This window comes from Methylomonas lenta, assembly GCF_001644015.1.
GTDB classification, from domain to species: domain Bacteria; phylum Pseudomonadota; class Gammaproteobacteria; order Methylococcales; family Methylomonadaceae; genus Methylomonas; species Methylomonas lenta.
The window spans coordinates 38867-58841 of sequence record NZ_LUUI01000044.1 but is presented as its reverse complement, the minus strand read 5'-3'; the positions used below and the strand labels follow the sequence as shown (position 1 = coordinate 58841).

Sequence of the window (19975 nt, the reverse complement as noted above, 5' to 3'; positions counted from 1 at the left end):
GAACAACAATGACAAAATTTGCTGGATGGATGAATAGCGGCGCTGGCCGGGGTGAGTCAAAAACTTTATTGGCTAGCATGATACCTGACTCAGGATTGGTTGTTGAACAGGGACCGGGTTATGCGTTAGCGGCGAATGTAGAAAAAATGCAGCAGTTGGATGGCTGTGTGTTAATCGCGCTGAATCAAGTCATTCAAGGTCCTCAATTACAACATTGTTTAAATGCTTATCAGCAACAGGGTAGTGGGTTTTTAGCATCCCAAAGCTATCATTTTGCCTTGGCATTACTCGATTCCAAGCGTCAAAGTCTGATTTTGGCCACAGATCCCATCGGCTTAAGCAACATCTTTTATGCTCAAACTAGAGATGGCCTGGTTTTCGGTTCTAGTGCGGATTTTGTAATCCGTCATCCTGCCGTCAGTAACGAGATTTCTAGCCAAAGTATTTACGACTACATTTATTACCATCACTGCCCCAGTCCCAACACTATTTATCAGCAGGTTAAAAAACTGGAAGGTGGGCAGTGTCTGGTCTATCAAGATGGACAGATCAGCCTGCAACGTTACTGGAAGCCCGAGTTTCAGGAAAACATGACCGGCAGTTTGCAACAGGCCGGTGAAGAATTACAAGGCTTATTGATCGATGCGGTCAGATCCATGGTGGATACTGAAGATAATACCGGCGCATTTTTGAGTGGTGGTTTGGATAGTTCCACTGTGGCGGGCGCTTTGGCCAAAGTGTTTCCAGGTAAAGCAAAAACCTTTTCCATGGGCTTTCCGGTGGAAGGCTATAACGAAATCGAATACGCCAATATTGCCGTCAAGCATTTCAATACTCGGCAACATGAATACTATGTGACGCCGGAAGATACAGTGAATGCGGTGCCGTCGATAGCGGCTTATTATGATGAACCCTTCGGTAATTCGTCCGCACTGGCTGCTTATTATTGCGCAAAATTAGCCAAAGAAAACGGTATTGATCGCCTGTTGGGAGGGGATGGTGGTGATGAGATTTTTGCCGGCAATGAACGCTATGCCAAACAAATGTTGTTTGACCATTATCACCGGCTGCCGGGCTTTGCAACGGCGGCTTTGGAGGCTGGACTAAATCATTTGCCTGCCGCAATGGCCAATCTGAAACTGCCTTTTAAAGCTAAACGCTATATCGAGCAAGCCAATGCACCCATGCCCGATAGAATGCAGGATTACAACTTTCTGCACCGACATGATGTTGCCGATATTTTTAGCGGCGATTTTTTGGCCCAAATCGATGTCACAGAACCCTTGAATTTGCTAAGAGAGAGCTATCAAAGACCTGATGATGCCAGTACTTTGAACCGTATGCTGGTCATGGACTGGAAAACCACCTTGCACGACAATGATTTGGTTAAAGTAAACCGCATGTGCGAAATGGCAGGTGTGGAGGTTTTCTATCCGTTGCTGGATCAGCGCATTGTAGATTTATCTTGTCGGATTCCTTCTGACAGTAAGTTAAACGGCCAAAAGTTACGCTGGTTTTATAAACAGGCGATGGCCGATTTTCTGCCGGAACAGATCATCAACAAATCCAAGCATGGTTTTGGCTTGCCGTTTGGTATTTGGTTGAAAGAGCATCAGCCCTTAAAAGAGCTGGCTTATGACGCGGTTCATAGCCTTAAAAAACGTGACTATTTTCAGCCAAAATTCCTCGATCACGCCATTGAAATGCACCAAAGTATTCATGCAGCCTATTACGGCGAATTGATTTGGGTGTTAATGATGCTGGAATGTTGGCTGGTGGGCAAAGGCCGGTAATTGGTGCCTTTGCCGGACAACAGTATTGCTTATAGTTAGAAAGGTTTAAGTACCGCCAGCCAAATGATGGCGATTAAAAATATCACCGGCACTTCATTCATCCAGCGAAAATACACATGACTGTGCTGATTGCGGTCATGTTTAAAATCCAGCAGCCATTTGCCGCACAGAACGTGATAAATCACCATCAATACCAATAAACTTAGCTTAACGTGTAACCAGCCGGCTGTGGCATATAAGTTCCAGGCATAATCAAACAACATCCAGATACCAAATAACAGCGTGCAAATCATGCCGGGTGTCATGATGCCGTAATACAGTTTTCTTTCCATGATTTTAAAACGGTCGTTACTGATTTCGTCATCACTCATTGCATGGTAGACAAACAGTCTGGGTAGATAAAACAAACCGGCGAACCAGGTCACCATAAAAATCAAATGGACTGCTTTCAACCACAGCATGGGTTGCTCTCCTTTCTGTTGGATGGATGATAAAAAATGAGTGGGTGTTAAGTAAAAATCCCAACTCTTTCACGCTTTTGATACTTTTCGCGGCATATTGTCGCGCTATCCTTGCCATGCCCTAAAGCTTTGTTGATTAGCTGCTATTCTTGCATGAATTGTTTTGTTGCGGAGGGAATTGATGCCCCGATTTTCTACAAATATGTTTGTTGATGATACGACTGTCCCCGTTCATTCCCCGGCTTTTCATGATCATGTTGCATTGCAGTTTAATGTTTCAGCGACTCAGTTCTCCATACTCGAAGCGTTGGTTTTTCAGGTACGTCGACAGCCTAAAAATTTGTTGGCTCATTTGCGGCGAATTTATTTTTGTTTTCAAAACGCTTTGTCAGAACCGTTGTATGCAGCTTTGTTAGATTTATTGATAGTACTTGACGATAAAGGTCTGGATTTAAGTCAGCGATTAATTCAGGGTAGTCGAACCCAGCTTGATTCAACGCAATTGGCTTTGCTTAATAACCCTAAAAAATCTTCACAGCAAGCAAAAAGTGTTCGGTTTTCCTTGTTTACGCTTGGACTAATCGGCTCGCCAGTGCTGCTTGACGTTAAGCAGAAAGTCCAAGAACAGCAGGATTATTTAACCTTAGCCAACGATTTTATCGAATTCAGCCAACTTGAAGAAGCCATGATGGTATTGGAAACCGGCTTGGTAAAACAGCCTGCTAGGCAAGATTTACAAACAGCAGTATTGCAACTGTATAAAGCCACGCACAACCAAGATCGGTTTCAAAATCAATATGAAGCGCTGAGCGGCTCTGGTGTTACGTTAGTAGAAGATTGGCAGTTGGTAGCGGAGTTTTTTAGTGGAAAAGCTTCATGAAAAGACAAGGTCTTGTGTCCATCAAGGTGGCCTTGTACGGTATGGATCCGCGTAGTCATAAAACTATGGAACTGTATTTGAAAGGTCCTTGCCGTGGTATTGCAGAAGTGGTTCCAGAAGCAGATGCTGAAATCGATATTATCGATGCGGACTTTGCCACTGCGGGCGAAATCCTGCAAACCAGACGTCAGCAAACGCCGGAAAGACCGATTCTTTTATTGTCCTTGGAATTTTTGAAAATAGAAAATACCTATTTTGTGCAAAAACCAGTAAACGCTGAGCAATTGACAGCTGTTTTGAGCAAGATTGTTAGTAGCAAAAAACCTAAACAGCTCATAGAACCTGAACAACCTGTGACAACTTTAGGAGTATCACCCGCAGCAATCCAGGATGCTATCCCACAAGAAAATACTGATACGGCAAATCCATCACCAAAAGCCACAAAATCACGTAAGACCTTTGCAAATAATGAGGGAGGGTATACAGCATTTTTGGGCACCTTATCCGATATAGACTTCAGCGATCCCGAACAACTGCAACGTGCCAGTTTTGATGCCAAAAGTCATTTACTGGGTTATGTGTTGTCAGCTTTCAAAGTAGCTTGTCACCAAGGTAAAACTCAGCAGCTGAATTCTATTTGGAAGCCTATACTAATATTTCCGGATACCCGTCAGATCTGGTTGGATGCAGATGACAAGCAATTAAGGGTATTTGCCGGAATAGAACAGAACCATACATTTGCAGGCAAAATTAGTCTGCTGGCCGTCGATGCTGCGATAAGTAAAATTGGCTTAGCAGCGGATAAATTTCAGGATATAGATGTTTTTATCTGGAAACTGACCATTTGGACCTCTAAGGGGCGTTTTCCAGCTTCTATAAACTTGCAGCAAGCGGTATACCTGAAACATTGGCCTAATTTTACCCGTCTACTACTCACTCCGGATGCTATGCGGATTGCCGCATTATTACTAAAAGATCCTAGAACCCCTTTACAACTCGCCAATCTGTTAAACATAAAGCCTCAATATGTGTTTGCATTTATTAGCGCCTGCAATAGCTTGGACATTTTAGGACAATGTCAGCGCAGCGCAGATTTTATGGTAGTGCCTGAAGTGCCAAAACCCAGTAAAAAGCAAAACTTGTTTAGCAAAATTCTCAATAAATTGCGCGGCGACTAGCGGTTAAGGAGTGCCATGAGTCAATACAAAATCATTTTTACCGGACCGGTAGGTGCCGGGAAAACCACAGCAATCAGTAGTATCAGCGATGCGCCACCGGTTAAAACTGATGCGGCAGCCAGTGATATGACCAAAAATCGCAAGTCGTCCACCACGGTAGCCATGGACTATGGGGTGATGAATCTTGAAGGTGGTGAAAAAATTCATCTTTACGGTACTCCCGGACAGGAGCGGTTTGATTTTATGTGGGATATTTTAACCAATGGCGGTATTGGACTGGTGTTATTACTGGATAACACCCGAGCCGATCCTTTTCAGGATATGCGATTTTTTCTGGAAGCCTTTGACAAATTTATAGCCAACACCGCTGTTGCCATTGGTGTGACGCAAATGGATGTTAGTAGCAAACCCAGTATCACAGAATACCATCAACAGTTACAAACCTTGGGGCTTAAGCCGCCTGTGTTTTCTGTGGATGCCAGGGAGCACAATGATGTGTCGTTGTTAGTACAGTCTTTGTTGTATTCCCTTGATCCAGGTTTAGTAGGTGAGTGACATGAGCGAATTAAAACTAAAACCCGGCTTATATTTATACCCAACCCCTGCTGGAGCTTATCAGGCCATTTCTACACCACAAACCAACAAACCCGGACGATTTTTGCAACGCCTATTGCAACAGCCACAAACCCCAGCATTAACACTGGAAGAGCTTTGTCGCTTAGCAGAAACTGATGATGAAGCCAAAGTGTTGGAGTTACTTCATCATTGCCAGCAGCTTGGCTGGGTGCAGGGTGTCGATGAAGTTTTGTCCGCTCCACAGACGGCCCTCGAAATATTACTACCGGATTTATTGGGTCAGATTTCCGAAACTGGCAAAGTATTGCTGGCCGATGAGCAAGGTTTGTATTTGGCTTGTAGTGGTTTTACCCATGAAGTGGCCGAAGAGTTATCGGCATTGAGTGCCGATTTGGCCACAGTGCATCAGCGACGATCTGGCTTATTGATCAGCAATATGGGGATCGCAAGTCATGCCTGGGCCATTGTAGATGTATTTGGTTGTAGCCAGATTGGTTTTTGGCCGTTGTTTATCGGGAATCACCATTTTGTTATTGCTATTGCCGGTATTCCACATTTCAATCAAGCCGAATTTGTAACTTTAATTTGGGCTTTAAGTATACGTTACGCAAAAAAGGACTCCCCTAAACAGGGTGAATAATCTTGGATCTGATTAATTCGATCTTACTTTAAGTAGAGGAAATACATTATGAAAGCTGAATTGCTGACCTCCGTTTTAACTGAGCTCAACGGTACTTCTGCGGATATTGAAGCTTCGGGGGTAATTTCCACCGATGGCTTGATGATGGCTGCTGTATTACCGTCTGGGATGGATGAAGACCGGGTGGGTGCGATGAGTGCCGCGATGTTATCGTTGGGCGATAGAACCGCGCAGGAATTGAATCGAGGCAATCTGGAGCAGGTGTTAATCAAGGGTCGACATGGCTACGTATTAATGACTTACGCTGGCGAGGAAGCCGTATTGACAGTGCTGGCAAAACCTAACGCCAAACTAGGCTTGATTTTTCTGGATGTGAAAAGAGCGGCGGAAAGCATTGCCGACATGCTTTAACGCAAGCGATACCGGGAGTAGATTATGATTGCAGATATGAAAGCAGAAGATATAGTCGGCGACTATCGGGAAGTCAGCTTACAATTATACGGTTCAATCAAACGCAAAATACTCTATACGGAAATCGAAACGCCTTATCCGGATGGCAAACTGATTGTTTCCACCACCTCGCCAGAAGGCATTATTACCCACGTCAACCGCTCCTTTGTGGAAATGTCGGCTTATGCTGAGGATGAATTGATCGGCGCACCGCATTCCATACTCAGGCATCCGGATATGCCGCCAGCTGCCTTCAAGGATTTGTGGGATACCGTTGCGCTTGGAAAAAAATGGCAAGGGTTTGTAAAAAACTTGCGTAAAGATGGTGGGTTTTACTGGGTCAAAGCTACCGTAATCCCTAATGTTAGAGGAGGCCAGGTGGTAGGTTATACATCGGTTAGACGTAAACCTTCTCGCACTAAAGTTGATGAGTGCAGCAAACTTTATCCGACGCTTTTTTAGAGAGGCCGTTTATGTCATATCAATTTACTGTGAGCCCGGACTTTACCCCGGACCATTTGTCTGGCTGGTATATCTTTAATACCTGGTTGCAAAAACAAACCGATTTGGCCATTCATCTGGAAATGTACAATGACTTTCACAGCCAGCGCGCGGCCATACAAGCCGATAAAATCGATTTGATTTATGCCAACCCATTTGATGCTGCGATGCTGGTCAGGGAAAAAGCCTTCCTGCCTTTAGTCAAAGCTGAAGGTGCCGCTGATGAGGCCTTAATCGTAGTTAGTGCCGATAGTCCTTACGATGATGTTGCCGATTTAAATCCAGGAATCCGGGTGGCTTATACCGAAGATCCGGATGTGCGCCTGATGGGTATGATCATGCTGGAGCCTGGTGACCTGGATAGCAGCAACATCATGCCAGTGATGGCTGATAATTATGTGTTGGTTGCTAAGTATTTATTGAAAAACCAAGCGGATGTCGGTATTTTTCTGGCCGAAGCTTACGACGATTTATCGGCCATGATTAAAAGTCAGCTTAAGGTGTTAGTCAGAAGTCAGATCAGCGTTATTCACCACGCCTTGATGATAGGACCAAAGCTACAGGATAAGCGCGCGGCTATTCAGCAACTGCTGGTTGATATGGCCAACGATGAAAAAGGCAGCGGTGTACTAAAAAGCCTGGGATTCAATACCTGGCAAAAAGTGGCTGACGAAGAAATGGAATTTATGATCGACTTGATGGACACTTTGAATACTTGAGTTAAGCAAGCTATGCCGGAATCCAAGTTACAGCCTACCATTGTTGATTTTCTTCGGCATGGCGAAGTGCTGGGCGAAAACTGTTTTCGCGGCGTGACAGATGATCCCTTGACCGAACAGGGCTGGCAGCAAATGTATCAACAGTGCCAAGGTCGGCATTGGCAAGCAGTGATAAGTTCTCCCTTGCGTCGCTGCGCCTCTTTTGCGGCTGCCTGGGCGCAGGAGCACCAGCTGCCATGGGTGAACCAGCCGAATTGGATGGAAATTGATTTTGGTGATTGGGAAGGTCATACGGCAGAGCAGATTAGCCGGCATGCACCGAATGCGCTAAATAAGTTTTATCTCGATCCAGCGGGTTTTACACCGCCCAATGCCGAAAGTTATGCGCACTTCGCCGAAAGAATTCAACAAGCTTGGGATAGCCTTATAACTCAATACGCCGGACAGCATGTGTTGGTCATCACCCATGCGGGTGTCATTCGGCTGCTGTTCTCACAATTGCTGGGCATTACACCCCAGCAGAGTTTCCAGATCGACGTGCCACACGCTTGTTTAAGCAGATTTAGTTGTTTTGATGATGAAGTCGGCAGATTCGTGCAACTAAACTTCCATAAGCCTGTTTGATTTTCTATACTGACCCAAGCCTTCATTTCTCAGGATAGACTTTGACTTCCCGCTTTCCACCGATCCATTTAGGCGCCCCCGGCGAAGAGATCAGTAAAAAAGATCTGTATACGGTAGCCGAACGTTTCAAACATTTTAACCAAAGCCGTCTTCAGCGAGTGCAGGCTTTTTTACAGCCCAGGCAGCATGATTTTTTGTATATCCTGCCGCTGCTTTTTCATCAAAACCATCCATTGCTGCCCGGTTTTGTGTCTTTGGAAACACCGGCTGGTATTCCGGACTATCTACCCAGTAAACAGGCTATCAATACTGCCAAGCAGTTTTCGAAAGCCTATTTATATAAACGAAAAGCCCTCAGGCGTTATTCAATACAGAGTATTTTTTTAATGGGCAGCGTTGGCAGCATAGCCTTTTCTAAAGATAGCGATATTGATATTTGGCTGTGCCATGAGCCGAGTTTGATAGCTGACGAGTTGGAAGAATTACAACAAAAAGCTCGATTGATAGAAAAGTGGGCGGCTTCGTTAAAACTCGAGGTTCATTTTTTTCTGTTGAATAGCGAACAATTTAGACAAGGAGAAAATACGCCGCTGTCTGCTGAAAGCAGCGGTGTGACGCAGCATTATCTATTATTGGAAGAGTTTTATCGCACGTCGATTTATATTGCTGGGAGAGTGCCGATGTGGTGGTTAGTACCGCCGCATCAAGAAAATAACTATCCGCAATATGTAGCGCATTTGCTGGAAAATCGTTTTATTTCCGAGTCTGATGTGCTGGATTTCGGCGGCCTGCAGGATATTCCATTAGCTGAATTTGTCAGCGCCACGCTTTGGCATATTTATAAATCTTTAAGTTCGCCGCACAAGGCCTTATTAAAGTTATTTTTAATGGAAAGCTACGCGACTGAATTTCCCCGTCCACAATGGTTGTGTTCGTCTATGAAGCAAGCCATTTATCGCGGTGATTTTAGTGTCGATACGCTCGATCCCTATTTGCTTATTTACAACAAAGTCGATGATTATTTGCGTCAAGCAGGTTCAGTTCAACGGCTGAATCTGGCCAGGGAATGTTTCCAAATCAAAATCATGGGTTCTTCCTCCAGCTCACTGGATAATAAAACCCGACAGCTGCATGATGATTTTATGGGTATGATTGCCCGTCGTTGGCAGTGGCCGGACGATTTAATCAGCAATTTAGCCAAGCAGAACTTTTGGGATATTAAAAAAGCCACTATTGAGCACGCTGTGATTCGTGATCAGTTGCAACAGTGCTTGCGGGTTATTTTGAAAATCACCGGTGATCCTATAGACCATCCCGATCAAAATCATGATTTAAAACTTTTAAGTCGTAAATTAAGGGCTTTTTTGGATTTGCGCCCTGGTAAAGTCGAAGTGCTGACAACGCGCACCATGGTGCATGCCAAACCAAATGTGTGGGCCATTGCAGAGTTGCCCCTGACGGATACTCAGTCGACTTGGTGTTTGTTTGAAGGCAGGATGCCACCTGCACCGCAAAGCGCGGAGCAAGCCATCAAACAATGCGATACTTTATTGGAGTTGTTGTGTTGGGCGGTAGTGAACGGTTTGTATAGACGCGATCTTAATCTGCAATTACAAACTAAAACCCAAAAAATTACCGACAGCGACTTTAGTCGGTTAATCACTGAGCTAAATGCTTTTTTATCGAAATACTTACCAGCCAAAGAAACCGGCTTGGAAATCTATGCCCAACCTAATCGCTTGTTATCGTCATTGCTGATGGTGAATCTAGGAGAAGGATTGGCTATTGATGCTAACCAGCAGCAATTCATGATGAGCGAACGCTCTGATCCCTTGAGTTATGGGGAAAGCCGATATTGTTTTGTACAAGGCATTCAAAAATTGTCGGTTTCCAGCTGGGGCGAAGTGACCTTGCAGCAATATGTTGGTTTGGAGGGTATCTTTGCCTGTCTTAGCGAAATCTTTAGTAACACGATCAAACCTTTAGTGCCAGAAAGTTTGCAAGTGGTTTGTTACACTCGCGGAAGAGGGCGCAGTATTGAATTAAGAATAGAATCCATCTTTGCTCAATTGTTGGAGAGATTTGCTAAACATCCGCAACAATATGGCAGTCGCTATTTTGTGGCTGCAGCAACAGGTTATTGCTGTTTTAAATGGCAAAACAATGCGTTGGGTTTTTATTTTTTGGAAAATCATAATCAATTATTACATGAGTTGTACAGTGCCCAACCCCAGTATTCAGCCGTTATTTTTGATGATTTTGTGTTGGAGCAAACCTATATTCCGTTTTTATACCAACATAATTTACCGGATACCTTGCAGATTTTTTATCACGCTACCAGCAAACATGTCGCTGTTTATATCATCGATGAAAAGAGTGCGTTATTTGTGCGTCAACATAGTGGTGCCAATCCGCAGCACATATTGATGCACTATTGTGTGTTTATCAAAACCTTACAGCTTGAAGCCAAGTTGCCCGAAAATTTGCTCATTAAATGTTATGAAATCCAAAGGAATTCGTCGGGGGTAGTGTCTTGTCATGCAACGCAAGTGAAGCAGGGTAATTCGGTGCTGGATTTGCGTGTGAGGATAGTGGTTGATCGAGATGAAGACTTGGCCGTTTATTGTAATGAACGTAAATTTTCTACTGTTGATGCCCGTTCTTACCGCGAGGTCAAAAACTACATTTTGAGTTTCAGGCAAGGTCATGAAGATTATCCCTTCCATATCACCGAAATCGAGGTGCCTTTGGAGTTACTGGGTGTCAAACATATCGATCAAGTGCAAAGTCTGCATTACCTCAATTACAAACAAAAAATCGAAGAAAAATTAAATATTTAACGTTCTCAAATAGGTGTCGATAACTTCATGGAAGCTTCTGAAGTGAGGACACGTTCATGATTATCGACAACGCAGCCATCAAAATGCAGGCCGGGTATCACCAGCAACAACGCACCGATCAATTCGATATCGATGCCAATGGTAGTTTGGAGAAAATTGCCACCCTGAAATCCAATAGCGGCATGCTGGCGCTGGATAAAAATCAGGACGGTAAAATCAACCATGGTTCCGAGTTATTTGGGCCTATATCCGGAAACGGCTTTGCTGAGTTGGCCAACTATGACGAAGATAACAACCCATTTATTGATGAAGCCGATTCCATCTACAAGCAGCTTAGAATCTGGCAACGCCATGCCGATGGGTCGCAACAATTGCTGGCCTTGGGTGAAAAAAATATTGACGCTATTTTTCTGGGTCATATCACCAGCCCATTTCAGCTCAAAGCTGAAGAGAATAATCGTTCTTTAGGTGAAGTGGCCAGTAGTGGTATTTATTTAAATGGAAATGGTCAGGTGGGCAGCGTGCAGCAGATAAATTTTACCGTCTGAACGATTCTGCCTATACTCACGGCAAAGCCTAATATGGAGCATGAGAGTGGAAGCCGATAAACGTAGTCATATCCGATTTAACCCCGAAGGACTTGCCGCGCACATCATTATCGATCCGCCACCACCTGCTGACGAAATTGTCATCGACGGCCTGGTAGTTGATATGAGTTATAGCGGTATCAAAATCAAACTGAAACAGCCTTTTGGACAGGAAATCGACGAGGCGGAATTGCGAATATCCATTATCCTACCGGAATCCGGCGTACCGGTTTCCATCCATGGCAGAATTAAACATTTTCATAAAAAAAATGAATGCGGTCTGCAATATGCTGAGCACCACACTGAAGAAGAATTGGACAATCTGATGTTTGAATGCGTTAAATATGCTCCTGATCCTGCAGATGAGTAAGCAAGTCATGCAATTGATCAACCGATTTAGTTTAACTCGATTATTAAAACTTTGGCATAAGCTGAATGGCGAGGCTGCCTACGAGCGCTATTTGGCCCATTGGCAAGCCCTGCATGCTGAAACAGATGAACGACCATTGAGCCGTAAAGCATTTTTTGCCGATGAGACCCAGCGTAAATGGAATGGCATTAAACGTTGTTGCTGAGTTAATTCAGCTCACAGGTTTTTGTATAAGCCATCCAATACCAGCGCGTTGGGGCTGACCATGCCTATCACTAAACCGTTCTCGATCACCGGCGCTCTTACCAAGCCATAATTGGCAAATAATTTTGAACACAAGCGAATATCCATTTCCGGGCTGACCTGAATCACCGGGCAGGCCATGATTTCATAGACATTGACTCGATCCGGTGCTTTATCTTTTGCCAACACGTGTCGGGCAATATCGCCTGAGGTGACCAAACCGTATTCGTCATATTCATGGCGTTTATTGACTACCAGTACCGAAGTTTTTTTGCTTTTCATCAGCAGCAATGCTTCTTTTACTGTAGCCGAACCGTCAATGTTGGCAAAATCGGTGCGCATGATGTTTCTAACCTTAATGATTTTAGTGCTATCGATCATATTTCATCTTCCAATTCTTGAGTGAGTTCTTCGACTTGATGCATGACGCCAATCGCGTCTTCCACATCGATTTTAAATGCGATACCTGAGCCGGGTTTGGAATCAAACTCTCCGGCCTTGGCGATTTTTTCCAGAATATGGCGGCTTAAGTGTTCTTCAACCAAAAACAGTAAAACATCTCGCTGGACATCCAGCGTCAGACCGAAGAATGTCTTGGATTGCTTGATACCCTCGCCGCGAGCCTGGGTAATCACCGTGGCGCCTTTGGCGCCGCTTTTACGGGCGGTATCCAGTACCAACTCGGTTTTGGTGTCGTCGACAAAAGCAATGATCAATTTAAAGCGCATGATAATCCTCAGGAATGATTGGAATTGCGTTTCTTGGCTCGCCATTCGGCGAGTTGAGCATAGCCCAGTACCGATATGATCGGAAACAGGCAGGCGAATGAAATCAGGCCAAAACCATCCAGCAGCGAATTGCGCCCGGGTATGGTGGACGCCAGCCCCAAACCTAGTGCGGTTACCAGGGGCACCGTGACGGTGGAGGTTGTCACGCCTCCGGTATCGTAAGCCAGACCGATGATGAATTTAGGGGCGAACAGCGTCTGGATGATCAGTACCGCATAACAGGTAACGATATAAAAATACAGCTGAGTGCCGGTAACAATCCGAAATGTGCCTAACGCAATCCCTATTGCAACCCCAAAAGATACAGCAATCCGCAAACCCAGGGCACTGATGGCTTTGCCGGATATTTCCTCGGCTTTTGTCGCCACGGCCAGCAAAGACGGTTCGGCAAGCGCCGTGGCAAAACCGATGCAGGCACCAAAAAGGTAGACCCAGCCATAATTCCGCCAGTCCGCAGCGGCGGTGCTGTCGGCGATATTTAGAAACTCTGGTGCCGTGAGTTGCGTGGCCATCAGTTCGCCGAGTGGGAACAGCGCCATTTTTAAGCCTTCTAAAAAGAAGGCGATGCCGATCAGCACGTTGATAAACCCCAACAGCGTCTTGCCGGGATGGGCGATAGGTTTGCGTATCACCAGCAACTGAAAACCGATGATGATGGCCGCAATCGGTAACACGTCGCGACCGGTTTCCAGCAGGGTATCCAAAAAGTGTTGTAGCCACGTCATCATGCCAGCATGCCGAAAGCCATGACGAAAATGATCGGTGTTAGCGACGCAAAGGCAATCAGTCCGAAGCCGTCCGTGACCGGATTACGGCCCTTGATGGAGTTGGCGAGGCCGATACCCAACGCTGTAACCAGTGGCACTGTAATGGTGGAGGTGGTGACACCCCCCGAATCGTAAGCAATGCCAATGATTTCAGCCGGCGCGAACGGTGTCATCACAGTCACCGCAAAGTAGCCGGCGATAATGAAATAATGTAACGGCCAGCCCATCAGGATGCGCAGTACGCCGATTACGATGGCAACACCGACCGAGGTGGCGACCGTCAGACGCAGGTCAAGCGCATAATCGGTTTTGGCAGCATCGTTATCGGCTATCAAGTGCGCGCCGCCGGCAATATCGGCAGCTTTCGTTGTGATGGCAATCAGAGCAGGTTCGGCAATGGTAGTGCCAAACCCTAAGCAAAACGCAAACAGCAACAGCCAGAACACGCTGCCTTTGCGGGCAAAGGCATTGGCCATAGATTCGCCGATCGGGAATAGGCTTTGCTCCAGGCCAAGCATGAAGAAAGTCAAGCCCAACACCACGAATAACGAACCGATGATTAACTCGGCTACATTTGGAATCGGCTGTTGGATCACCGCTAGTTGAAACACCAACACGACCGCTAAAATCGGTGCCAAGTCGAGACAGCTGCTGATGATCAATCTGAACAATCGATTGTTACGGAACATGGGATAGTCATCCAATACACAATTGCCGGTTTATCAGGTTAGCATAATAATTGCTGTCTAGTGGTGCGGGGTCGTGATGAACTAGTCACCCGACAGGCTGTTGTTATACTTGGTCAACATGTGTTCTGCCATCTGGTTCCCCGCTTCAGCCAGCGGGTGAATCACATAGCTGGCACCCAAGCGCATCAGCTCCAGTTGTTCGTCATCATAATAATAAATGGTGCCTATCGTACCCTGAAAGCCAAGATTTCTCAGCTGAGTGGTTGCCGAGCAGCGTATGTTAAATTCAGGTAGAGTCAGAATCACACCTTTTATCTTATTCAGGGGTAAGCCATTCCATAATTCGGTATCCTCGGAGTCGCCGTAGACCACGCGACGGTTTTTAGCCAGATGAATTTCCACTACGGTAGGGTCGGCATCGAAGCCAACCACACGCTTTTCCTGGCCTTGCAAGGCCATGTATGCTGATGTGCCGGTGCGGCCCATGCCTATCACCAGCCATTCGGCCGCGCCTATGGTTTCCGGAATACGATCCAGGTGGGGTTGGCGTTGTTTGCGTTCGAAACGAGTCAATACCGGCTCCAGCCAGGCAAACAAGATATGTGAATAACGATTTAATGGTGCTGCTATGGCCAAAGAACCGGCAACTGTCAGACTGATGATGGCTTGCCATTCTTGCGCCAACAGGCCCGAATTGACCGCTGCTGCAGTGGTGATCAGGGCGAATTCGCTATAGGTCGTCAGGGCTAGCGAAGATACAAAGGCGGTACGAGCCCGTAAACCTGCCATGATGAAGAGTACGAAAAACAAGCCGCCTTGCAGAGGCAGCCAGGCTAACAACGCCAAAGCGGTTAGTGCTTCTTGCTGAGTGGGTAAATTGTTAAGACCGATTTGCAAGAAAAACGCCACCAGAAACAGCTCTTTCAAACTCCAGAGTTTATGCGCGATATCCTCGGTTTTGCTATGTCCGCCCAGCATGATGCCGGTTAACAAAGCCCCGATATCGGCGGAAATATCCAGATGTTCGGCAAACACGCCACCCGCCAACGCCATGGTTACGCCAAGCAGCAGGCGCAATTCTTCGTTACGGCTGGCTTCCAGCAAGCGGTAGGCGATTGGGCGCATAAAGGGAATCACCAGCAATTCAAGTGCCCAGGGCGTGGGTTGATGGCCATCGGTAAAAGCCAATAAGGCGATGGCGATCAAATCCTGCAAAATCAGGATGCTTAGTACATCGCGACCATGAAACGAGGAAAGTTCGCCATTATCTTCCAGCACCTTGATGGCTAACACGGTACTGGAAAAAGCCAGGCTGATGCCCAGTATCAAACCGCCGGTGATGTGCTGGTCCAGCCAGAAAAATGTCAGCGTCGAAAATCCGGCCACGATCAGCAAATGCCAGCCGCCTACGCTGAGAACCTCGCTGCGAATCAGTGAGCGGGGCTTGATTTTCAGCCCAACCGTAAACAACAGCAATTCGATGCCAATGTCAGCGATATGGGGTAGGGCGGTTAGCGGGCTGAAATCGAGTGCATGCAAAACATAGCCGGCCAGAAGATAACCTACCAGCGGAGGTAGCATTATTCTGGAAGCTGCTAAACCCATAAAATAGGCTGTGCCGATCCAGATTAATTCAATCATTGTGCTGAAGGCGTTTTAAGGTTGACAAAAATCTCAATGGTACGATAGATATAAAAATGCTGGATTCTAAGTTAATCGATATAGCGCTTTACCAGTTCAGCGTAGCAATCAATACGCCGATCACGCAGAAATGGCCAGATGCGGCGCACATCTTCACTGCGTTTAGGGTTCAAAGTTGCTAATAACAAGGTATCATGTTGATCATCGGCATGTTGCAAAAATTCTCCTTGTGGACCGACAATAAAGCTGTTGCCCCAAAATTGAATGCCGTTGGCCTGGTCCGGAGCCGCCTCGTATCCGATTCGGTTACAGGAAATGAGCGGTAGGCCATTGGCAACGGCATGCCCGCGCTGCACAGTAATCCAGGCGTCCAGCTGACGTTGTTTTTCATCCTGCTCATCATCCGGGTTCCAACCTATGGCGGTGGGATAAATCAATACGTCGGCGCCGGCTAAAGCCATCAGGCGGGCGGCTTCCGGATACCATTGATCCCAGCAAATTAATACGCCTAGTTTTCCAATCGAGGTTTCAATCGGTGTAAAGCCTAAATCGCCTGGGGTAAAGTAAAACTTCTCGTAAAAACCCGGGTCGTCGGGAATGTGCATCTTGCGGAATGTTCCGGCCAGGCTGCCGTCTTTATCAAATACCACTGCGGTGTTGTGATACAAGCCGGGGGCACGTTTTTCGAAAATCGTCGAGACGATGACGACTTTGTTGTCTTTAGCGGCCTGGCTCAAGGTTTCGCAGCTTGGGCCGGGGATGGTTTGAGCCAGGTCAAAACAGTCGGTGTCTTCGCTTTGACAAAAGTAATGGTCCAGGTGTAACTCGGGCAGCACGATTAATTCGGCATTCTGCCGCGCAGCTTGTTCGATTTGACTGATGGAATAGGCCAGATTGTTATCCCGGCCACGATTGCAGGGTTGTTGAACTGCGCAGGCAATGATGGGTTTTTTCATGGGCTGGTGTGTCAGGTGGTGAAATTAAGGTAGGGCGCAATAGCAAAGCGTATTGCGCCTAATTTAAAGTCATTTGGTGCAATACGGCTAGCGTTTTTGCACCTTCACGGTTCGAAATTTAAGTTTACAAAGGCCGGAATTTGCATGCTGGCGCAATGCAAACTGCCATATTGATGTACCAGGGGACGGCAGGGCACAGCGATGATTTCCCGCTCTGGAAAACAATCCGCCAGTCTTTGCAACGCTACTGCATCGTTGGCGTCCGCATAAACAGGGACCAATACCGCATTGTTGATAATCAGGAAATTAGAGTAGTTCGCCGGCAGACGCTGACCTTCTTCGTCGGTAATTGGCTTGGGCAACGGCAAGGCAATTAGTCGATAAGCTTCGCCAGTTACGGTTTTAAAGGCTTTTAACTGCTCTTCCATGTTTTTCAAGCTTAGATAGTGTGCATCCTCAGCATCGTCACAGCTGGTGTAAGCAATGGTATTGGTATCGCAGAAGCGGGCCAAGGTATCGATGTGAGCATCAGTGTCATCCCCGGCTAGATTATCCTGCTCCACCCATAAAATACGTTGGGCACCTAGATAATTCTTCACTTGGCTGGTAATGGCCTGTTCCGATAAGCCTGGGTTTCTATTGGGGTTAAACAGGCAGTTTTTAGTGGTCATGACCGTACCTTGACCATCTGATTCCACACTTCCGCCTTCCAATATCAAATCGATGGTAGCTGAAGGTTGGCCCTTTAAAATGGGATGATTAAATAAAGCCAGATTCAAGTTGTTATCGGCATCGTGAGGGTATTTATTGCCCCAGCCGTTAAATCGAAAGTTGACCAACTGTAGTTTGGCTTTAGGGTGTTGCCATTCCATACTTAAAAAAATGGTGTCTCTGACCCAGATGTCGTTGTAATCTGCTTGTATGAAGTGGATGTTTTCAGTGCTTTTCAATAAATTTTGAATGTGCACCTCATGTTCGCCATTTTTGCAAACAATGATAAGTGGTTGAAACCGGCTGATCGTTTTGGCAATGAAATGATAGGAGTCCTCAACGTCGGAAAGATTAGCAAAATCACCGCAAGAATGCGGCCATGCGATAACAACGGCAGCTTGTGGTTCCCATTCGGCTGGAAAACGGATCATGAATGACTCCATAGAGTTAAAGTGGATTTGAAACAAATGCGCTATTGTATCAATGCTGCTTAGGGAATGTTTTGCAGCTTAAAAATATATACTCATCAGCGGGATAATTGTCCTATTGTGGTTGATGATGCCATCAATAAAATGGCTAGGGTGATATGCAATTACTGCATTCAGCTGATGCCTTTGTTTTATGCAGAAAAGTGACATAATTTTTTAGAAATTGCCTTTATTCAATGCGGCTGGTTTTATTAAGCCGAACTAAATCATTCTATTTTTTTAAAACCCAAATCATGATTTTCATAGCTGTTTTTCTGTTGACGGTATTTTTATACAGCCTGGTGTCCCGTCGTTTGGAGCGCACCGTGGTTACTGCGCCTATTATTTTCACACTGGCCGGCATGCTGCTCTATAGCTTGCCGTCAGTTAGTATTTCCGATCTGGTGCTTGAACGACACGGCTTTTTATGGGTGGCCGAAATTGGTCTGGTGATGACATTATTTACCGACGCAGCTCATATTAGTTTTAAACACCTGATTACTAATCGTAGTCTGCCGTTTCGTCTACTGACCACTGGCATGCTGCTGACCATTCTATTGGGTGCCATAGCGGCTGTGATGGTTTTTCCTGGGATTAACGTATGGCAAGCCGGCATCCTGGCAGCGATTTTGGCACCTACCGATGCTGGACTGGGTGCGGTGATAGTCAATAGCCCCAAAGTGCCTTTACGTATCCGTGAAGCACTTAACATAGAAGCCGGTCTGAATGATGGTCTTTCTGTGCCTTTTTTGATGTGTTTTATAGCTCTGGTTTTGGAAAGTAGTGAAGCTGCATCGGCACTGTTAAGTCGATTTATGCTTGAACAAATCGGTTATGGCAGTTTGATAGGTTTCAGCATCGGTGCTGTTGGTGGTTGGTTACTTGAACTGGCTTGTCGAAAAAAATGGATGGCAGCGCCTTTGCAGCAATTGGGATTGGTCGCTTTACCACTGATGTGTGTGTTAGCTTCTGAAGCCAGTGGCGCCAGTATGTTCATCGCCGCTTACATCGGAGGCTTTGCCGTGCAGATTTGTTTCACAGATGCGGGTAAACATAGCGTCGAATTTACCGAAACCTGGGGTCAATTGTTCGATTTTTTCGTGTTTTTCTTGTTTGGCGTATTGGTGGCGCAGGCTAGTACACAGTTTGATTTTACCCACCTGATCTATGCGTTGTTGAGTCTTACGCTCGTGCGTATGCTACCGGTTGCAATGGCTCTGGCTGGTAGCGGCTTGAGCCGTTCCACTGTTTTGTTTATGGGCTGGTTTGGTCCCCGTGGCTTGGCATCCATAGTCTTGGGTTTGGTTTATCTGGAACAAGAGTTGAATATACCCGGAGAGGCTACCGTTAAGTTAGCCATTATGATGACGGTATTGCTGAGCATTTTTGCGCACGGATTTAGCGCCTTACCGGGAATCAATATTTACCTCAAAAGAATTGCCGGCCTGCATCCATCTGCGGCTGAATTTAAGGGCATTGATGCAGATGACTCAGCGGGTTAAAGTGAATTAAAAACAACGGAGATAAAAGTCATGTTTACCCAGTTACGCAACTATACAGTTGCCGCCATTAGTTTTTGTCTAACTGCCTGTTCCAGCATTACGGTGACGACAGACTACGATCATGCGACATCTTTTAGCCAATATCGAAGCTATACTTTGGCGCCCTCTACCGAAAAGATTCCACTATCGCCTTCCAGTGATGCAGCTCTCCGGCAAACCTTGCGTGCTACTCTTTTTCAGCACGGTATCATTGAAAAAGCCGAAAATGCCGATCTGCATGTGATACAGCATGTGTCGACTCAAGAAAAATTGGCTGTTTTTCAATCGAACGATTGGGGTTATGCTGGCATGCGTTATGGCTATGGTCGATACGGCATGTGGGTGGGTGCTCCCTACAATTATACTGATGTGTCGCAATATACCGAAGGCACGTTAATACTGGATTTCGTCGATGCCAAGACTCAGAAACTAGTATTTCGTGGCATTGCTACCGGTACTGTCAGTGACCCGGAAACCAACGCCACGCGCATTCGGGAAGCCGTTGAAGAAATCGTCCAAGAGTTTCCCGTTGATGGTGCGCATTGATAGACTG

Annotated in this window: 23 protein-coding genes; 15 read left to right on the top strand and 8 right to left on the bottom strand. The window is 46.1% G+C overall.

The annotated features are described in order from the left end of the window. Nucleotides 1–8: 8 nt before the first annotated feature. The gene (locus A1359_RS03060; protein ID WP_066977813.1) at nt 9–1793 is read left to right on the top strand and encodes an asparagine synthetase B family protein; all 1785 of its coding nucleotides are present in this window, start codon (nt 9–11) and stop codon (nt 1791–1793) included. A gap of 35 nt (nt 1794–1828) precedes the next feature. On the opposite strand, the gene hemJ is transcribed toward A1359_RS03060, so the two are convergent. Beyond that, a complete protein-coding gene (gene hemJ / locus A1359_RS03055) occupies nt 1829–2254 on the bottom strand; it encodes a protoporphyrinogen oxidase HemJ (protein ID WP_066977810.1) in 426 nt (141 codons plus the stop codon). A 181-nt stretch (nt 2255–2435) separates the two neighbouring features. Between hemJ and A1359_RS03050 the strand changes: the two genes are divergently transcribed. The 12 genes from A1359_RS03050 to A1359_RS02995 are packed head-to-tail and all read left to right on the top strand — an operon-like array spanning nt 2436 to nt 11824. Then, on the top strand, nt 2436–3134 hold the full coding sequence (locus A1359_RS03050; RefSeq protein WP_157200443.1) for a hypothetical protein: 699 nt from the start codon (nt 2436–2438) through the stop codon (nt 3132–3134). Further along, complete coding sequence (locus A1359_RS03045) at nt 3131–4312, top strand: hypothetical protein (protein ID WP_066977804.1); 1182 nt, start codon at nt 3131–3133, stop codon at nt 4310–4312. The genes A1359_RS03050 and A1359_RS03045 overlap by 4 nt, the downstream gene beginning before the upstream one ends. 15 nt (nt 4313–4327) lie before the next feature. After that, nucleotides 4328–4867 carry a GTP-binding protein gene (locus tag A1359_RS03040; protein ID WP_066977801.1) on the top strand — a complete coding sequence of 180 codons (540 nt, stop codon included), beginning with the start codon at nt 4328–4330 and terminating at the stop codon, nt 4865–4867. Between the two features lies 1 nt (nt 4868). Next, a complete protein-coding gene (locus tag A1359_RS03035) occupies nt 4869–5528 on the top strand; it encodes a hypothetical protein (protein ID WP_066977797.1) in 660 nt (219 codons plus the stop codon). 48 nt (nt 5529–5576) lie between these two features. Beyond that, the gene (locus tag A1359_RS03030) at nt 5577–5939 is read left to right on the top strand and encodes a roadblock/LC7 domain-containing protein (RefSeq protein ID WP_066977794.1); all 363 of its coding nucleotides are present in this window, start codon (nt 5577–5579) and stop codon (nt 5937–5939) included. Between the two features lie 24 nt (nt 5940–5963). After that, nucleotides 5964–6440, top strand: a complete 477-nt coding sequence (locus A1359_RS03025) for a PAS domain-containing protein (protein WP_066977791.1) — start codon at nt 5964–5966, stop codon at nt 6438–6440. 11 nt (nt 6441–6451) lie between these two features. Then, the gene (locus A1359_RS03020; protein ID WP_066977788.1) at nt 6452–7198 is read left to right on the top strand and encodes a phosphate/phosphite/phosphonate ABC transporter substrate-binding protein; all 747 of its coding nucleotides are present in this window, start codon (nt 6452–6454) and stop codon (nt 7196–7198) included. A gap of 12 nt (nt 7199–7210) precedes the next feature. After that, nucleotides 7211–7822, top strand: coding sequence for a histidine phosphatase family protein (locus A1359_RS03015; protein ID WP_066977785.1), 612 nt, complete (start codon nt 7211–7213; stop codon nt 7820–7822). 41 nt (nt 7823–7863) lie between these two features. Then, nucleotides 7864–10662 (top strand): class I adenylate cyclase, encoded by a 2799-nt coding sequence (locus tag A1359_RS03010; RefSeq protein WP_066977783.1) that lies wholly within the window; start codon nt 7864–7866, stop codon nt 10660–10662. Between the two features lie 56 nt (nt 10663–10718). After that, nucleotides 10719–11210 carry a hypothetical protein gene (locus A1359_RS03005; protein ID WP_198159248.1) on the top strand — a complete coding sequence of 164 codons (492 nt, stop codon included), beginning with the start codon at nt 10719–10721 and terminating at the stop codon, nt 11208–11210. Nucleotides 11211–11256: 46 nt separating this feature from the next. Then, nucleotides 11257–11619: a PilZ domain-containing protein gene (locus A1359_RS03000; protein ID WP_066977959.1), complete on the top strand. Its 363-nt coding sequence runs from the start codon at nt 11257–11259 to the stop codon at nt 11617–11619. After that, entirely contained in the window at nt 11612–11824 is a 213-nt protein-coding gene (locus A1359_RS02995) for a YbdD/YjiX family protein (protein WP_066977780.1), read from the top strand. The genes A1359_RS03000 and A1359_RS02995 overlap by 8 nt, the downstream gene beginning before the upstream one ends. A gap of 11 nt (nt 11825–11835) precedes the next feature. On the opposite strand, the gene A1359_RS02990 is transcribed toward A1359_RS02995, so the two are convergent. The 7 genes from A1359_RS02990 to A1359_RS02960 form a co-directional block, all read right to left on the bottom strand. Further along, on the bottom strand, nt 11836–12243 hold the full coding sequence (locus A1359_RS02990) for a CBS domain-containing protein (protein WP_083960466.1): 408 nt from the start codon (nt 12241–12243) through the stop codon (nt 11836–11838). Next, nucleotides 12240–12590, bottom strand: a complete 351-nt coding sequence (locus A1359_RS02985) for a P-II family nitrogen regulator (RefSeq protein ID WP_066977778.1) — start codon at nt 12588–12590, stop codon at nt 12240–12242. Before A1359_RS02985 ends, A1359_RS02990 begins: the two co-directional genes overlap by 4 nt. Nucleotides 12591–12598: 8 nt before the next feature. Then, nucleotides 12599–13378, bottom strand: a complete 780-nt coding sequence (locus A1359_RS02980) for a DUF1538 domain-containing protein (RefSeq protein ID WP_157200442.1) — start codon at nt 13376–13378, stop codon at nt 12599–12601. After that, nucleotides 13375–14106: a DUF1538 domain-containing protein gene (locus A1359_RS02975; protein ID WP_066977775.1), complete on the bottom strand. Its 732-nt coding sequence runs from the start codon at nt 14104–14106 to the stop codon at nt 13375–13377. The genes A1359_RS02980 and A1359_RS02975 overlap by 4 nt, the downstream gene beginning before the upstream one ends. An 81-nt stretch (nt 14107–14187) precedes the next feature. Beyond that, complete coding sequence (locus A1359_RS02970) at nt 14188–15747, bottom strand: cation:proton antiporter family protein (protein ID WP_066977773.1); 1560 nt, start codon at nt 15745–15747, stop codon at nt 14188–14190. Nucleotides 15748–15818: 71 nt separating this feature from the next. Then, a complete protein-coding gene (locus A1359_RS02965) occupies nt 15819–16703 on the bottom strand; it encodes a carbon-nitrogen hydrolase (protein ID WP_066977770.1) in 885 nt (294 codons plus the stop codon). A gap of 104 nt (nt 16704–16807) precedes the next feature. Continuing rightward, nucleotides 16808–17845, bottom strand: a complete 1038-nt coding sequence (locus A1359_RS02960) for an agmatine deiminase family protein (protein WP_066977767.1) — start codon at nt 17843–17845, stop codon at nt 16808–16810. 290 nt (nt 17846–18135) lie between these two features. Between A1359_RS02960 and A1359_RS02955 the strand changes: the two genes are divergently transcribed. Further along, nucleotides 18136–19383 carry a cation:proton antiporter gene (locus tag A1359_RS02955; RefSeq protein ID WP_066977950.1) on the top strand — a complete coding sequence of 416 codons (1248 nt, stop codon included), beginning with the start codon at nt 18136–18138 and terminating at the stop codon, nt 19381–19383. A gap of 30 nt (nt 19384–19413) precedes the next feature. Beyond that, nucleotides 19414–19968: a DUF4136 domain-containing protein gene (locus A1359_RS02950; RefSeq protein ID WP_066977762.1), complete on the top strand. Its 555-nt coding sequence runs from the start codon at nt 19414–19416 to the stop codon at nt 19966–19968. Nucleotides 19969–19975 lie beyond the last annotated feature (7 nt).

Coding starts and splice junctions, on each gene's coding strand:
- A1359_RS02985 (WP_066977778.1), bottom strand. CDS start 12,590: ATGCGCTTTAAATTGATCATTGCTTTTGTCGACGACACCAAAACCGAG.
- hemJ (WP_066977810.1), bottom strand. CDS start 2,254: ATGCTGTGGTTGAAAGCAGTCCATTTGATTTTTATGGTGACCTGGTTC.
- A1359_RS02980 (WP_157200442.1), bottom strand. CDS start 13,378: ATGATGACGTGGCTACAACACTTTTTGGATACCCTGCTGGAAACCGGT.
- A1359_RS02995 (WP_066977780.1), top strand. CDS start 11,612: ATGAGTAAGCAAGTCATGCAATTGATCAACCGATTTAGTTTAACTCGA.
- A1359_RS02990 (WP_083960466.1), bottom strand. CDS start 12,243: ATGATCGATAGCACTAAAATCATTAAGGTTAGAAACATCATGCGCACC.
- A1359_RS03030 (WP_066977794.1), top strand. CDS start 5,577: ATGAAAGCTGAATTGCTGACCTCCGTTTTAACTGAGCTCAACGGTACT.
- A1359_RS02955 (WP_066977950.1), top strand. CDS start 18,136: ATGATTTTCATAGCTGTTTTTCTGTTGACGGTATTTTTATACAGCCTG.
- A1359_RS03015 (WP_066977785.1), top strand. CDS start 7,211: ATGCCGGAATCCAAGTTACAGCCTACCATTGTTGATTTTCTTCGGCAT.
- A1359_RS03040 (WP_066977801.1), top strand. CDS start 4,328: ATGAGTCAATACAAAATCATTTTTACCGGACCGGTAGGTGCCGGGAAA.
- A1359_RS02960 (WP_066977767.1), bottom strand. CDS start 17,845: ATGATCCGTTTTCCAGCCGAATGGGAACCACAAGCTGCCGTTGTTATC.
- A1359_RS03035 (WP_066977797.1), top strand. CDS start 4,869: ATGAGCGAATTAAAACTAAAACCCGGCTTATATTTATACCCAACCCCT.
- A1359_RS03060 (WP_066977813.1), top strand. CDS start 9: ATGACAAAATTTGCTGGATGGATGAATAGCGGCGCTGGCCGGGGTGAG.
- A1359_RS03020 (WP_066977788.1), top strand. CDS start 6,452: ATGTCATATCAATTTACTGTGAGCCCGGACTTTACCCCGGACCATTTG.
- A1359_RS03025 (WP_066977791.1), top strand. CDS start 5,964: ATGATTGCAGATATGAAAGCAGAAGATATAGTCGGCGACTATCGGGAA.
- A1359_RS02975 (WP_066977775.1), bottom strand. CDS start 14,106: ATGTTCCGTAACAATCGATTGTTCAGATTGATCATCAGCAGCTGTCTC.
- A1359_RS03005 (WP_198159248.1), top strand. CDS start 10,719: ATGATTATCGACAACGCAGCCATCAAAATGCAGGCCGGGTATCACCAG.
- A1359_RS02970 (WP_066977773.1), bottom strand. CDS start 15,747: ATGATTGAATTAATCTGGATCGGCACAGCCTATTTTATGGGTTTAGCA.
- A1359_RS02965 (WP_066977770.1), bottom strand. CDS start 16,703: ATGAAAAAACCCATCATTGCCTGCGCAGTTCAACAACCCTGCAATCGT.
- A1359_RS03050 (WP_157200443.1), top strand. CDS start 2,436: ATGCCCCGATTTTCTACAAATATGTTTGTTGATGATACGACTGTCCCC.
- A1359_RS02950 (WP_066977762.1), top strand. CDS start 19,414: ATGTTTACCCAGTTACGCAACTATACAGTTGCCGCCATTAGTTTTTGT.
- A1359_RS03045 (WP_066977804.1), top strand. CDS start 3,131: ATGAAAAGACAAGGTCTTGTGTCCATCAAGGTGGCCTTGTACGGTATG.